Here is a 14,156-nt window from a genome sequence, read left to right on the forward strand (position 1 = left end):
CAAAAAAGGCGACCTGGGCTTCAATGCCCTGGTCGCCTTTTTGCTCAGATCAATCCGCCAATAAATGCAGCGGCAGCTCCTGCAATGACCGACGCCGTCATATTGACCCGATCATTGTTTAAAAAAGCCCAGCCTCTCAGCGGCTTGGTTGCGCTGCCGCAGTGATGAGCGCGTTCTGTCTCCGTGCCGCAGCTTGGGCAGCGGTACATCGCCTGCACCGTAGCTCCCAGAAAGGAGTCCGCATACGCGCCAATAAAACCGGCAGCAGCCGCCAGCCAAACGATATGCAGCGTATCGAACCATATCGCTGCAACCAGTCCGATGCAGGCGGCGCCTGCGAGCGCTGCAGCGCTGCCAAGCCAGGTTACTCCGCCGCTCGTTCCCGCCTCTACCGCTTGACCGGTCATCAATGAACGAGGCGCGCTGCGGCTCAGCGAGCCGATCTCAGTCGCCCAAGTATCGGCATTAACGGACGCCATGACGCCTATATAGGCGAATAGCCACAGCTCATGGCCCCAGCACGCGTTCAGCAGACAGAGCAGCAACCCGAGTCCGCCGTTTGCCCATACTTGTCCGGCATCACGCTGTCCGGACTTTTCATATTTCTGTTCTGCATTTTCCTTAGCCCGGTGCTTGCGCTTCCACTTCGACCAGCCAGTTGAGGTTACAAAAAAAGTAACCAACAATGCAATCCAGATCGGCCCGCCTAAAGTTACATAGCCTGTTCCCATAACGATCGCCGAAATTGCCCCTGATACGGATAATGCTCGCATGCGATAGGCAGCTAAGCCTATTACACTGCTTCCGGCCAAGCCAAGTAAAAGCCGCAGCCACCACTCATCTATCCAGCCTACCATCTATTTTCTTCCTTCCCTCTGCCCAGTTGCTTCAATCATGCTCATGCTGTCTGCGCCTTGAAAGCTTGTCAGCTGATTTACCAAGCTTGCTGCTCGTAGCATTCCATTACTTTTTGGCTGTAATTCTTCCATCAGACGAAACCTTCGCTCCGATCGAAATGCTTTCCAGCTTATTGAACAGCGCTGCCGCTGCTTCTGCTTCCATAGGCGCCGGCTGCGCCTTAACCGTTAGCATTGGATTGAACTTCAGCTCGCAATGGCCATCCTTTGTGCACACAGCATCAAGCACGCCCGTCTCCGCTTCAGCGTCCTTCGGATAAGAGGAGAAAATAAAATTGCCCAGGCTGTATACGATCCATTTGCCTTTATACTGCTCGAAGCCTTGAAGAATATGAGGATGATTGCCAATAATCAAATCTGCTCCGGCATCGATATAAGCTTTGCCCAGCCTCAGCTGATCGCTGTTCAGCTCGGTCGTGCGTTCCGTGCCCCAATGCACAAGCACGACGACAAGATCGGCAGCTTGCTTGGCTGCCTCAACTGCAGCAACTGCCCGTTTTTCATCATAGGAATCAGCAACGCCAGCCCGATTGGCAGTCGCTTTCCATTCCGCATAAGGGATGACCTTGCTAACCGAGACGAAAGCAATCTTCATGCCATTCATTTCTTTTATTACAGGAGCATACGCCTCTGTATCGTTATTACCGGTCCCGGCATGCTCAAGTCCCGCTTTGTCCAAGTGTGCAATCGTATCCTGCAGCCCTTCAATTCCTTGATCAAGCGCATGATTGTTAGCCAGGCTCACGATATCAAATCCGGCATCCAACAGCGGTTTAATCACTTCCGGCGAGCCCTTGTAAACATATTTCTGCGTTGAGGGAACGCCTCTCGTTGTAATCGGCATCTCCAAATTGCCGATCGTAAGATCCGGCTCACTCAAATAAAGCAGCGCTTTCTCGAATAAGTAAGAGTAGCCGTGCAAATTTACAAAAGGCTGCACATACTCTTCAATTAATATATCGCCTACAAAGGACATGCTTACCGTCGCTGCGCCGTCAACTGGCGTGAATCCGCCTTCTTCCTCTTCTATCACCTCAGAGCCAGCCTGCTGGCTATTGCCGTCAGGCTCCTCCGTAAATTCCTGCTCTTCACCATTAGCCGAGCTTTCGTCATCAGCAGGATTTTTCTTGGAATCAGACGGGCTGTTTCCCTTTTCATCATCCTTCTTTCCATTTTGTTCAGCAGCCATATTTTTCCCGTCGCCGTCAGGCTTCATCCACGCTGTGCTGGTCTCGATAATCCAATCCAGCTTTTCGCCTATGTATGGTATTTGTTCAGCATATCGCCCTTCCTTGCCAGGCACAAAGGCTACTGCAGCAATTATGATAACGCTAATAAACAATATGGAATTCACAACCGCCAGCTTCCTAGCTTTGCGCCGGCGGTCCGCTTTGGCCTGCTGGTGCTTCTCCGAACGAGAAATCATGATGGCGTCTACCCCTTCACAAAAAAATAATGAGAGAATCGTTATCTGCTCCAGCAGATATTGCCGATTCTCTCATTATACAACGTAATAATGGGATTGTGTCTATTTCTTCTCGCTTGCTGCTGCATTATCGATAATAGACTCCGCCAGCGTCTCCATATACAAAGGATCCCGGTTAAGCATCGCAATGCGCTCCAGCACAAGTCCAAGCTTGCCGGCCTCTGCTTGCGCCTCAATATCAAGATCGTACATAACTTCCAAATGATCCGAAACGAAGCCGACAGGCGCTACCAGCACTGCCTCTACACCAGCCTGCTTAACCTCAGCCAATGTTTCTAATATATCTGGACCGAGCCACGGGTCCTTTGTTTGTCCTGCGCTTTGCCATGTAAACTGCCAGTTTTCAATTTTCGCAGCTTTTGCAATAGCAGACGAAGTTTCCAGCAATTGCGCTTCGTAAGGATCGCCTAGCTCGCGTATTTTCTCGGGCAGGCTATGGGCGCTGAACAATACTTTAACATTGCTGCTGTCGCCTTTGCGCTCAGCCAGCTTGGCAAGTCCGGACTCGACGCGCTCTGTCAAAGCCTGCAGCAGCTTTGGATGCATATGATAGCTCTTCACGAAGGTCATCTCAATGCCAAGCTCCTGCGCCTTCAGCTCAGCACGCTTGATATATCCGCCTACGCTCATAACGGAATAGTGAGGAGCAAGAACGATGCCGACCGCTCGTTTTATACCTGCGGCAGCCATTGCCTCAACGCCGTCTTCAATATATGGCTGGGCATGCTTCAAGCCTTGAAAACATACATATTGGCCTGGTGCAAGCTGCTCCAGCTTGTCCTGCAAACCGGCAACCTGGCCATTCGTATTCTCCCGAAGCGGGAAAACTCCGCCAACAATCGCTTCATACCGCATTTTCAGCTCATTCAGCTGCTCGTCTGTCGGCCTGTGTCCACGTCTAATGTGAGTATAGTAAGCTTCCACATCATCCATAGATTGTGGTGTTCCATAGGACATAACTAGTACGCCGATTTTATTAGACGAATTAGACATTAACGATTTCCTCCTTGGCGGGCAGCAATAGCTTTTTCAGAATAGGAATGGACAAACGCAGTCAGCTGTGCCAGCTTTTCTAGTGATGCTTCCGGAAATAAGCCGTGACCCAAATTAAATATAAAGCCTGGTTCTTCAATACCCTGATCTATTATTTCGGCTGCATAAGATTCTATGACAGACATCGGCGCCGTCAGCACCGTCGGGTCAAGATTGCCCTGTACCGCGAAGCCGTGATCCAATCTGCGTCTTCCTTCTTGGATCGATACGCGCCAGTCCAGACCGATGACGTCCGCCTTCACATTAACCAAATGCGGCAGCAGCTCTCCTGAGCTTACGCCCGGGAAATAAATTTTGGGCTGTTCCAAGTCCGATAGCTCTTCGAATATACGCTCAATGGTAGGAAGCACAAATTTGCTGAAATCAGCTGGCGACAACGCCCCTACCCAACTGTCAAAAATTTGAAATGCCTTCCCGCCATTGGCTATATGGGCACGCGTATAGGCGATTACCATATCGCCCAGCTTTTCCATCAGTTTATGCCAAACTTCAGGCTCGCTATACATCAATGCTTTCGTACGCAAATAGTTTTTGGACGGTCTGCCTTCTATCAAATAACTTGCAATAGTAAACGGCGCGCCTGCGAAAGTAATGAGAGGCACGTCCAGCTCACGGTCCAATATGCGGATCGTCTCCAGCACATGCCCGAGATCTCCCTCTACATCAATCGGCTTCAAGCGTTCCACATCAGCTGCCGAACGGATCGGATTATGAATAACCGGACCCACGTTTGCAACAATATCAAAATCAATGCCCAGCGAAGCTACCGGATTCATAATATCCGAGTATAAAATTGCTGCATCCACGCCCAGTTTTTTAATCGGCATCAATGTGACTTCCGCCGCAAGCTCAGGCTGCTTGCAAATTTCCAGCAAAGAATATTTTTCTTTAATTTTGCGATAATCCGGATCATAGCGACCTGCTTGACGCATATACCATACTGGCAAACGATCGATTTGTTCCTTTCGACATGCTCGAATGAAACGGTCGTTATAAGTCATTGCCGTTCCTCTTTTCTATGTATTATAGTCTAATAATCATTATGCCCCTTTTTACAAACGCTAACAACCGCCGTTAAGGAGTTCCTATGACAATAGTTTGACAATCTAACCGCGAATACTGGGGGCTGCCCCCCTCATCTGTCGTTTCTTCATCAAAATTAAACATTTGTGTTATACTACTTATATGGAACAATGGAAAAAGAATCTTGTTGTACTCTGGTTTGGTCAATTTCTTGTAATGGCTGGAATGACGATGATTATACCGTTCCTTCCCCTTTACTTGCAAAGTGATCTCGGACTGTCTGATACACATGAGATCGGACTATGGGCTGGCATTATTTTTGCAGGCAACTTTGTTACTGCTTTTATTTTTCAGCCTATATGGGGCAAATATGCTGATCGCTATGGGCGCAAACTGATGATTCTCCGTTCGGGCTTCGGCATGGCAACCGTAGTGCTTATGATGGGCTTTGCCACTCAGCCCTGGCACCTGCTCGTGCTGCGCATGCTTAACGGTACGATTTCCGGATTCAATCCCGCTTCTATTGCACTCATCTCGGCCACTACACCTAAGGAGCGAATGGGCTTTGCGATGGGATCAATCCAGTCCGGCGCGATCGCAGGTACAATCCTCGGTCCACTTATCGGCGGGCTATTAGCTGATGTCATCGGCTTTAGGCCTATCTTTTATTTAACCGGAACGCTGCTGTTTGCCGCCTCTTTGCTGGCTCTTTTTATTGTAAAGGAGTCATTTGATCGGGAAAAGGCCGCATCTGTCCCGCAAACGTCTGTTATTGGCGGCTTTATGGAAATTAGCCGCATTCCTCAGCTGCTTGCCTTATTCGGTGTTACTTTATTTATCCAATTTGCCAATATGAGCCCCATGTCGCAAATACCGCTCTTTGTGCAGGAGCTGCATGGCACTTCCGCTAACTTGGCATTTTGGGCAGGCTTTGTCGGCTCCGTTACCGGCTTGTCAAATCTGATTGCATCTCCAGTGCTCGGCAAGCTTAGCGACCGGATCGGTGCCGAACGGATTTTGGCGGTCTGTTTAATTGGCGCGGCGCTCGCATTCATTCCGCAAGTATACGCCGCTACAGTGTGGCAGCTGCTGCTGGCACGCTTCGGTTTAGGCTTGTTTTTAGGCGGTCTGATTCCAACAGTCAATTCTTTAATTCGAAAGTATACGCCTGATGGCATGGAAAGCCGGGCATACAGCTTCAACAGCAGCACGCTCAGTCTTGGCAATATGATCGGACCGATTGCAGGCGGCGCGCTCACAGGCTACATAGGCATTCGTGGACTATTTGTAATCTCCTCCATACTTATGCTCGTCAACGGCGTGTGGGTATGGTTCACATTGCTGCGCGGCAATCTTGGCAAAAGCAAAAGAAAAAACAAAGACAACGCTGAATGACAGTGTTGTCTTTGTTTTTGGTAATTGTACACTAGAGCAGTGTTATTGGCTGCTGCTGTAACGTGTATATGCATCATTGTAAATGTTCATATACTTGTCCACGCCAAGCTTATTAACTGCTTCTGCATACTTATCCCAATTGCTCATAGGCTCCGTGCCTGTAATAAATTTGGCTTCCATCTCCGAAATGTACGTTTCTATGTCGCTTCCTACAGTCGACATGAAATCCAGCTCTTCTTCTGTAAAGTTGAATTTATTCCACAACTCTTCTACTTTATGCGGCTCAGCCTTTTTGCCAACCGCAACAGATTCCGGAAGTGATTCCGAACCTTTGAAATATTGCTTCTGCACATAACCAGGATAGCTTCCGCCAAGCCAAGTAATGTATTTAGCAAGCGCTTGATCCATAGTCAAGCCATCCTTATTTTTCGTAATATCTTCCACGAATTCAAGCTCGCCGTCAGCTGATTTGGTATAGGTTACATTTTCTACACCCATGAAATAGAAGGTTGCTCCTTCATCGCCATAAAAGTAATCCATCCAGCGAATCGTTTCTTCCGGATGCTTGTTTTTATCTGTAATTACAAATGCTCCCGGCCAAACTAAAGGCACCTTTAAATGAGAGTAGATTTGATCGCCGTACGGCCCCTTCAAGGCTCCTAATCCAATATAATCCTCTTGGTTTAATTGTGTTTTCGGGCTTGGATTAATTGTAGCCCCAAATACACCTTCCTGGCCTTTTGCATACAAAGCAGCTGTTTTTATTGTAAAAATCTCTTTATCGATTAGTCCTTCTTCATAAAGCTTTCGAACATAATCAATGACTTCCTTATACTTAGGGTCCGTACGATAAAAACGGAGCTTATTGTCATACTGGTCTACAAATTTATGACCTAAGCCGCGATTTCCAAATCCCCAAGCGCCATTTAGCTGCTCGATTAGTGGAGCAATGCCAGTCCCTGCATATGTGATCTCGTCCGCCTTGCCATTTTCATTCAAATCTGTCTCTTTTACAGCTTTCAAATAGTGGTACAGCTCGTCCGTTGTTGTCGGCTCCTCCATACCCAGCTTATCAAGCCAGCTTTGCTTCACCCACAAAGGAGTGCCAATAAGCATCGGCAGAAATTCTGGCCCGTAAAAAGAAGGCATCGAATAAATATTGCCATCCGGCATCGTCAGCCCTCTCTTTAAATCCGGGTATTTTTCCATTAGTTTTTTGAAATTAGGAGCATGCTGATCGATAAGATCATTCAGTTTAATAAAAGTGCCTGCCGCTCCGTACTTCATCAAGTCGGCCGCTGGAACCCGAGCGCTATAAAAAGCGTCAGGATAATTGGAGCCTGCCAGCGCCAAATTCCGTTTCTCCGTAAGGCTCTCGAAAGGGACCAGCTCAAAATTCACTTTTATGTTCGTTTTTTTCTCATACTCGCTCCATACTAATGTCTCGGAAAAGTTGTTGCCGTTAGTTGCAGCTTTCCCCGTAAAAAACGTCAGCTCAATCGGTTCATTTACAATAGGAAAGCCCGTTTCATTAAAATTCGCATCATTTGCCGGCTCCTCTGTCTTCCCCTTAGAATTTCCGCTGCATGCCGACAATAAGCCAACTAGCATTGTTACAATTAATAGACTAACGATCCACTTTGTACTTTTCATTATTCAGCCTTCCCCTCTGCCCATTTGATATAATTAGCCCTTTACAGCTCCGATCATAACGCCTTTAACAAAATATTTTTGCAAAAATGGATACAGCATCAATACAGGTAGATTCGCTACAATGACAATGGCATATTTAATCGCTTCGCCTTCCATCACGATATTGGAATTGGTATCATCGCCAACACCCAGCATTTCCTGCATTTGCCCTTGTATTAAAATTTCGCGCAGAAACAGCTGCAGCGGATACAGCTCGCGGTCGTTCAAATAAATCATGGCGCTAAAATAAGCATTCCAATGTCCGACACTATAAAACAAAATCATAACGGCGATAATTGGCAGTGACAAGGGCAGCACAATCCGGACTAAGGTCGTTAGATTGGAACAGCCATCTATGCTGGCGGCCTCTTGTGTCTCGCTAGGTATCGTATTTTGAAAAAATGTCCTCATGATAAGAATGTTATAGACCGATACTGCTCCAGGCAGAATGAGCGCCCACATGGAGTTGAGCATCCCCAGACTTTTTACAAGCAAATACGTAGGAATCATGCCGCCGCTAAAAAACATCGTAAAAATCATCATAAAGGATATGATTCGCCGCCCATAAAAATCGGTTCGTGAGAGCGGATACGCAGCGGCAATGGACATAACCAGATTAATAGCCGTTCCCACCACGGTATATACAATTGTGTTCCAGTAGCCGGTCAATATTTCTTTGTTGTGGAAAATTTTATCATAACCCGAAAAGGTAATATCCACGGGCCATAACCACACCTCGCCTCGCATAACCGCTCCTGGATTGCTGATGGAAGCCATTAATACAAACAACAGCGGATACAGCACAATAATGACAATAAAGATAAGCAAAGCATGAACAGCCCATTCGAATAATTTGTCGCCCCTTGATTGTGCAACCATTTTGTTCCCCCTTACCTACCAAAGGCTCGTCTTATTTACTCTTTTTGTAATCAAATTAACGGTTACAAGCAGTGTAAAATTGACAACGGAATTAAAAAGGCCAACTGCTGCAGAATAGCTGTACTGACCATCTATAATCCCTTTCTTATACACATGCGTTGAGATGACATCGGAGGCAGGCAAATTGAGCGAATTTTGCATTAAAAACACTTTCTCAAATCCAACGCCAAGCAATGAGCCCATATTAAGTATGAGCAATATCATAATGGTTGGCATAATGCCAGGTAAATTAATATGGCGGATTCGCTGCCATCTGCTGGCTCCGTCGACTCTGGCCGCTTCATGAAGCTGCGGATCAATCGATGTCAAAGCAGCGATGTAAATAATCGAGCTCCAGCCCATTTGCTGCCAAACACCAGAGCCGACAAAAATGCTTTTAAACCAGGCAGGCAGCGTGAGGAAATGTACGGGCTGACCGCCAAGCATAACGATCAGTTTATTAACTAGCCCCGTTTCTGGCGATAAAAAAATAAACAATATGCCTACCATAACTACTGTCGATAAAAAATGCGGCGCATACGTAACAGTCTGTACGAAGCGGCTAAATTTCTTTGATCGTACTTCATTGATGAGCAGTGCCAAAATAATCGGCACAGGAAAGCCAACAAGCAGCTGATAGAGTCCAATTCCTAAAGTGTTCCAAATGAGCCGCCCGAAATAATAGCTGTCAAAAAAACGTTCAAAATGCTTTAAACCAACCCACGGGCTGCCAACGATTCCTTTGTTCGCAAAAAAATCTTTAAACGCAATTTGAACGCCATACATGGGTGTATACTCAAAAATAATAAAAAACACTAGAACCGGAAGTATGAGTATGTATAGATCCCCGTTTTTTTTAATTTGCCTTTTCACGCCAGACCATTTGCTTTTCTTATTCCGCGCAGCGCCCTGCTCCAGAATGAAAGGCTCATTTGTCATGCCTTCACCCCCCTTCCGTTAGTCTGGTCCGATCATAGCAAAAGGGCGATATATAGCCTATTAACAAATATTTAGATCATTTACAGTTCTTTTGATTTTTAAGATATTGCTAAGTTTCTAAAAAACTGTACATTTCAAAACCATACTAAAGTAAACTAGCCTTAATATAGGTTAATTTTGTAACTAAGATTGGAAGGGAGCTATGCACTGTTGCTTAAATATTTCCGAAAACGGCGTTCATTTATTTTCAACATTTATTTATGTTTTCTGATTATCATTTTGCTGCTGGCAAGCTTTCATCTTTTCTCCTTTCAACTGTTTAATAAGAGCCTGCAGAACGAGGTTATTCAAAATAATCAAATGCTGCTGCGCAATACGGCAGAGCGTTACCAGACCCATTTTGAACGTGTCAAATCGATGCTGTTCGACCTTTACTATAATGAATATGTAGTTGCATTTAACAAGCAGACATTGACGAAGGACAAAGAAAATCTTGAATATTATTCCGTAATCAAGCTGCTCAAGGAATTGCGGACACATGCCTATAATCCGATGCTTTATTTGGAAAATCTAGCTGTTTACTATAAATCCGATTCTGTAATTGTAGAAAAAGAAGGCAGCTTGGATGCGCAGCTGATGTTTTCACATTTTTTCGTGAACGATGATTATCCATTAGCGTTTTGGGAGGAGCTTGGTACAGCAGGTGCAGGATATAAGCTTCACAAGGAGCGCAGCTTTCGAATTGCCGGTTTAAACGAAAACAAGGAAATGTCGCTTATACCGCTTTCCTTCCACACCCCTTCGTCGAATTACCAGACGATCGCTTTTTTGGACGCAACCAAGCTGAAAGAGATGTATTTTAACAAAGAGGATGATCGGCAATTCATCATTATGAATGAGGATGGAACGATATTGTACCGGTCTTCCGATACGATTTCCGTTGAGGATATTCCTTTATTTCCAGCTGATGAGGGCTACAGGCTTGTAGGGGATCAATATTTTTTTAAAGAGCGGGATACAATGAATAACCTTACCTTTATTACCGTCGTTTCGTATTCACATATGACTGCAGGAGCTAGGACAGCAAGTATAACGATGTTTATTATGGTTGCCGCATCCGTCTTGCTTGGCCTAATGATTTCTATATTTTTCAGCCGTAAACTCCATCGCCCTCTTCACCAAATTATGAATTCGATCATGCAGCAAAAACCAATTTTACAGCAAAGCGATATTCATGAGCTCGATTTGATCCATCGTAATTTGCATGAGCTTATAAAAGAAAAGGACAATATCAATAAGGAGCTGGCCGAGAAGCAGTCGCTGTTAACTCACTACGGCTATATCAATAAGTTAAAGGCGATAACGTCAGATATACATGAATGGCGGGACATCGCATTAATGAACGAAGCCTTCTATATTGTGCTGTTCCATCTGCATTTGCGCAATACGCCTGAAACGGCACAAATGAATCAAGGGCAGCCGCATAAAATTGCTTATTACTTAAAGAAATACATTGATGTCACGATTTCTGAGCATTTACAGGGCACTCATACACTGCAAATCGAAAATAATCAGATCTTGTCCATTGTGCAAGCGGCCAATTGGACGGATGAGCTGGATGAGGCAATGTCCAAAATTAAACGCATTGTGGATCGGGACAATGAGCATTATATCGTGGCCGTCTCGATCAGCAGTGTTTATAGAGGCTCCAGTGAGTTCAACAAAGCGTATGAGGAGGTGCTTCAGCTTGTTCGTTCTGCCAAGCCTATTGATGAATGTCAAATCATTCGCGAGGCGGCCGCTTCTGCTCATCCGTTTATTCTTTCACTGCAGCAGGAACAAGAGCTTTATGCCAATTTGCAGGCTGGCAATACATCCTTTTGCATCTCTTTCTTGAATCAAGCACTGGAGCAGTGCCGCGGCAGCCTGACTACTGTCGCCCAGCTGCAGCAGCTTGCCGAAAGCATTTTAAATGGTGTTGCGAAAATTTTGGAGGCTTATGGAAGCGATGAGATTACAGCATTTCGCGATATGCAGACAGACCAGATCCGGGAATGCTGGACGATTGAGCAGTTCAGTCATTATTTTTGCCAGCTGTTCCGCATCAGCACAAGCATTATTCAAGCTAAAAAAGAAGACCAGCCTTCTACCATTTCAATTATTATGAACCATATCGAACAGCGCTTTGCAGAAGATCTGTCGCTGGATGAGCTGGCGGATATGATGCAGCTGTCGCCTGCCTATCTTTCTGTTTATATCAAAGAAAAAACAGGCACAAACTTCAGCGAGCATCTGAATGCCATTCGTATTCGCAAAGCCAAGCAGCTGCTATCGGATACTGCATTAAACATTCAGGATATCAGCTTGCAAATCGGTTACCGCAACGTAACCTCCTTTATCCGCATGTTCAAAAAAATAACCGGCGTACCTCCCGGAGAATATCGCAAGCAGCTGCAATGGGAGAACACCGATTATTTTGGGACGTCCTATTCTTAAGAAAGGGCTTGTCTGTACAAAGCTTAGCTCTTGGTCGCTTCCTTGGCGCCTATTTTATCTTTATCGGTAGGGGAAACTGCTGTAAACGGCCAGTAAGCATACATTAGCTTATCTGTATTTCCGCTTGATTCCAAGTCTCTCAAGCCTATGGCATGTCCAAGTTCATGTGCTGCAACCACCGCCATTTCGGCTACTGTAAACGAATCCATTACCGTCTTGTTGAATTTTATTTTCCAGGAAATCAGATGGCCTTGCCCATTTGAGGTGTAATCATGGAACACCCCAACGATGGATGTATTCGAATCATTGAATGTATAAATATAACCGCTATTCGTGCTGGAAGTGGAATTCGTAATCGTAACGGTATCCTTCCACTTGTTCGCTGCCGCATTTACGGCCATGCGGTAGCGATAATCCACAGCAATGGACGAATCCGGAATCGGGGTATACCATTTGAAGCTTGCTGTTGCTTGATGACTGCTGCAATTCACTCTCCAGCCTAGCATTTCACTGCCGCTCTGGCATACAACGCCTGCTGGATGGGCTGAGGTATGAAATGGGAAGCTGCTTGCTATTAGCAGCATACATAGCATAACGAAATATTTTGCCTGTAATTTCATACGAATACCTACCCTTCCATTTCAGCTCGCAGCATTTGCTCGAACTGGTTTTTATTTATGAATTGCGTATGCATATGCTTAAGCTTATTCATGGTGGTCTGTGCTGCCTTATTCGTCTTCAATTGTGCCTGGCTTGCTTCAATAGATGCGAATGCCTCTTCCGGCTTGGCCCATTTCACAACGGTATGCTCGTCAACCACCTCATATACGCCAGTTTCCGAACCAAGAATCCAGTACGTATCGTCGTTATCCATTCCGACGGCTTTCATTAAAATAAGAATATATTTTTCTTTTCCTTGGAACTGCGGCGCATCATTAAATGCTACCTTGCTGTTGCCTTCCTGCATAATATAAATTTCGGAGCCTGCTTCAACCTCGCCTTTAATTGGCTGCACAACCTTTGCGGAAAAAATCGTCTTGTTGCCCGGTTCATACATTTCCTTTACGGCATTCAAAATTTCAACTTCAGCAATTACGTCCGCTTTTCCGACAGCCTCGTCAATCTTGAAGGTTTGGATAAGCGCGTGCGCTCGTTCTTTGCTTGCAGGTTTGTCCAATTGCGCCAGGCTGGTCACTGTAATGGGAGCCGATTGATGCTGAAGCCATTGATACCACCATACGCCTATAACACATACTGCTATTAGTCCGATAGCCCATGCTGTCCTGCCTTTTTTAAAAAAGCCCACAAGCACTCACTCCTTTTTTTATAAACATAATGCAATGCTCATCCTCTAGACGGCGGTATCTTCCTAAATGTTCCAGTAAATATTAATTTAGTATAAAAAACAACTGTCGTGCCTGTTCCCCCCATACGCCTGTCTCGTCTCAGCCCGCTTACAGCCTCATAATTACGCAAAATCTTTTTCCGCATACCACTGTCTACCTCAGAAACTTCAACGAACGTATGTCTCCATGCTTCGTGATAAGCAAAATCAGTTTTGTGGGATGAGCACCCGTGCCCAAAATAAAAGAAGATCTCCATTCTCCTTGGTACGCAGGCAAGAAAGGCGATCTTCTTGTTTGTTGCAGTGCTTATGCCGATGCTAATTAAGTATTTTTATTTTTGTCCAGCCAGCCAAGGGCGCCGGATTCTATCGAAGCTGACAGGCGCTATTTCAACAAAAACAGCTCATTTTAAATTGTAACGAAGATTAGCGGCTCTATGTGTGAATTGTAACGGAGATTAGCGGCTCTATGTGTGAATTGTAACGGAGATTAGCGGCTCTATGTGTGAATTGTAACGGAATTGAGAGGCTCTATTTAGCAATAAAAAGGTGGTTTAAAACTGTAACGGAACTGTCGAGCGCTATAGGTCATCTTTCCCCCGTTTAGGTAGTGATTTTGAGTAAATAAGTTTTCTCAGTTCCTTTAGATTTTAGAATAAGCTGATTTCCATACAATAGCGTGTCTTAGTTCCGTTAGCGTTTTTCAACGGCCTGATGTTTTCCTTTAGATTCGCATTTTCGCCTAAAACCACCAAACTAGATGCATGAAATCAGGCTGTTGAAAAACTGAAACAAGTACTTTTTAACGAGGCAAATGCTATTTTGTGATAGCGCCGTTTCTGAGGGGGACCAACCAATTCTGTATGAATTTTCATATACAATTGTGTTTATT

General features: G+C 45.3%; 11 protein-coding genes. 2 read left to right on the top strand and 9 right to left on the bottom strand.

The window, feature by feature from the left end; all coding sequences use genetic code 11:
• Positions 1–44: 44 nt before the first annotated feature.
• The 4 genes from V1L65_RS26865 to hemE form a co-directional block, all read right to left on the bottom strand.
• Positions 45–857 carry a DUF92 domain-containing protein gene (locus tag V1L65_RS26865; RefSeq protein WP_331702388.1) on the bottom strand — a complete coding sequence of 271 codons (813 nt, stop codon included), beginning with the start codon at positions 855–857 and terminating at the stop codon, positions 45–47.
• A 106-nt stretch (positions 858–963) separates the two neighbouring features.
• Positions 964–2,343, bottom strand: coding sequence for a CapA family protein (locus tag V1L65_RS26870; protein ID WP_331702389.1), 1,380 nt, complete (start codon positions 2,341–2,343; stop codon positions 964–966).
• A gap of 102 nt (positions 2,344–2,445) precedes the next feature.
• Entirely contained in the window at positions 2,446–3,396 is a 951-nt protein-coding gene (hemH, locus tag V1L65_RS26875) for a ferrochelatase (protein ID WP_331702390.1), read from the bottom strand.
• The gene (gene hemE, locus V1L65_RS26880; protein ID WP_331702391.1) at positions 3,396–4,457 is read right to left on the bottom strand and encodes a uroporphyrinogen decarboxylase; all 1,062 of its coding nucleotides are present in this window, start codon (positions 4,455–4,457) and stop codon (positions 3,396–3,398) included. The genes hemH and hemE overlap by 1 nt, the downstream gene beginning before the upstream one ends.
• Positions 4,458–4,641: 184 nt before the next feature.
• Between hemE and V1L65_RS26885 the strand changes: the two genes are divergently transcribed.
• On the top strand, positions 4,642–5,874 hold the full coding sequence (locus V1L65_RS26885; protein WP_331702393.1) for an MFS transporter: 1,233 nt from the start codon (positions 4,642–4,644) through the stop codon (positions 5,872–5,874).
• 42 nt (positions 5,875–5,916) lie between these two features.
• Here the strand turns inward: V1L65_RS26885 and V1L65_RS26890 are convergent, their stop codons facing one another.
• The 3 genes from V1L65_RS26890 to V1L65_RS26900 are packed head-to-tail and all read right to left on the bottom strand — an operon-like array spanning position 5,917 to position 9,423.
• Positions 5,917–7,527 (bottom strand): extracellular solute-binding protein, encoded by a 1,611-nt coding sequence (locus tag V1L65_RS26890; protein ID WP_331702394.1) that lies wholly within the window; start codon positions 7,525–7,527, stop codon positions 5,917–5,919.
• Positions 7,528–7,560: 33 nt separating this feature from the next.
• Positions 7,561–8,445: a carbohydrate ABC transporter permease gene (locus V1L65_RS26895; RefSeq protein ID WP_331702395.1), complete on the bottom strand. Its 885-nt coding sequence runs from the start codon at positions 8,443–8,445 to the stop codon at positions 7,561–7,563.
• A 15-nt stretch (positions 8,446–8,460) separates the two neighbouring features.
• Positions 8,461–9,423 (bottom strand): ABC transporter permease, encoded by a 963-nt coding sequence (locus tag V1L65_RS26900; RefSeq protein ID WP_331702396.1) that lies wholly within the window; start codon positions 9,421–9,423, stop codon positions 8,461–8,463.
• A gap of 210 nt (positions 9,424–9,633) precedes the next feature.
• Between V1L65_RS26900 and V1L65_RS26905 the strand changes: the two genes are divergently transcribed.
• A complete protein-coding gene (locus V1L65_RS26905) occupies positions 9,634–11,919 on the top strand; it encodes a helix-turn-helix domain-containing protein (protein ID WP_331702397.1) in 2,286 nt (761 codons plus the stop codon).
• A gap of 23 nt (positions 11,920–11,942) precedes the next feature.
• Here the strand turns inward: V1L65_RS26905 and V1L65_RS26910 are convergent, their stop codons facing one another.
• Positions 11,943–12,539, bottom strand: coding sequence for a hypothetical protein (locus V1L65_RS26910; protein WP_331702398.1), 597 nt, complete (start codon positions 12,537–12,539; stop codon positions 11,943–11,945).
• Positions 12,540–12,547: 8 nt separating this feature from the next.
• Positions 12,548–13,225, bottom strand: coding sequence for a hypothetical protein (locus V1L65_RS26915; protein ID WP_331702399.1), 678 nt, complete (start codon positions 13,223–13,225; stop codon positions 12,548–12,550).
• Between the last annotated feature and the right edge of the window lie 931 nt (positions 13,226–14,156).

Source organism: Paenibacillus sp. IITD108, from assembly GCF_036541265.1.
Classification (GTDB): Bacteria; Bacillota; Bacilli; order Paenibacillales; family Paenibacillaceae; genus Pristimantibacillus.

What these genes read in the sequence shown, in the direction of transcription:
- V1L65_RS26910 (WP_331702398.1), bottom strand. Translation starts at nt 12,539, where the DNA reads ATGAAATTACAGGCAAAATATTTCGTTATGCTATGTATGCTGCTAATA.
- V1L65_RS26885 (WP_331702393.1), top strand. Translation starts at nt 4,642, where the DNA reads ATGGAACAATGGAAAAAGAATCTTGTTGTACTCTGGTTTGGTCAATTT.
- hemE (WP_331702391.1), bottom strand. Translation starts at nt 4,457, where the DNA reads ATGACTTATAACGACCGTTTCATTCGAGCATGTCGAAAGGAACAAATC.
- hemH (WP_331702390.1), bottom strand. Translation starts at nt 3,396, where the DNA reads ATGTCTAATTCGTCTAATAAAATCGGCGTACTAGTTATGTCCTATGGA.
- V1L65_RS26870 (WP_331702389.1), bottom strand. Translation starts at nt 2,343, where the DNA reads ATGATTTCTCGTTCGGAGAAGCACCAGCAGGCCAAAGCGGACCGCCGG.
- V1L65_RS26900 (WP_331702396.1), bottom strand. Translation starts at nt 9,423, where the DNA reads ATGACAAATGAGCCTTTCATTCTGGAGCAGGGCGCTGCGCGGAATAAG.
- V1L65_RS26895 (WP_331702395.1), bottom strand. Translation starts at nt 8,445, where the DNA reads ATGGTTGCACAATCAAGGGGCGACAAATTATTCGAATGGGCTGTTCAT.
- V1L65_RS26865 (WP_331702388.1), bottom strand. Translation starts at nt 857, where the DNA reads ATGGTAGGCTGGATAGATGAGTGGTGGCTGCGGCTTTTACTTGGCTTG.
- V1L65_RS26890 (WP_331702394.1), bottom strand. Translation starts at nt 7,527, where the DNA reads ATGAAAAGTACAAAGTGGATCGTTAGTCTATTAATTGTAACAATGCTA.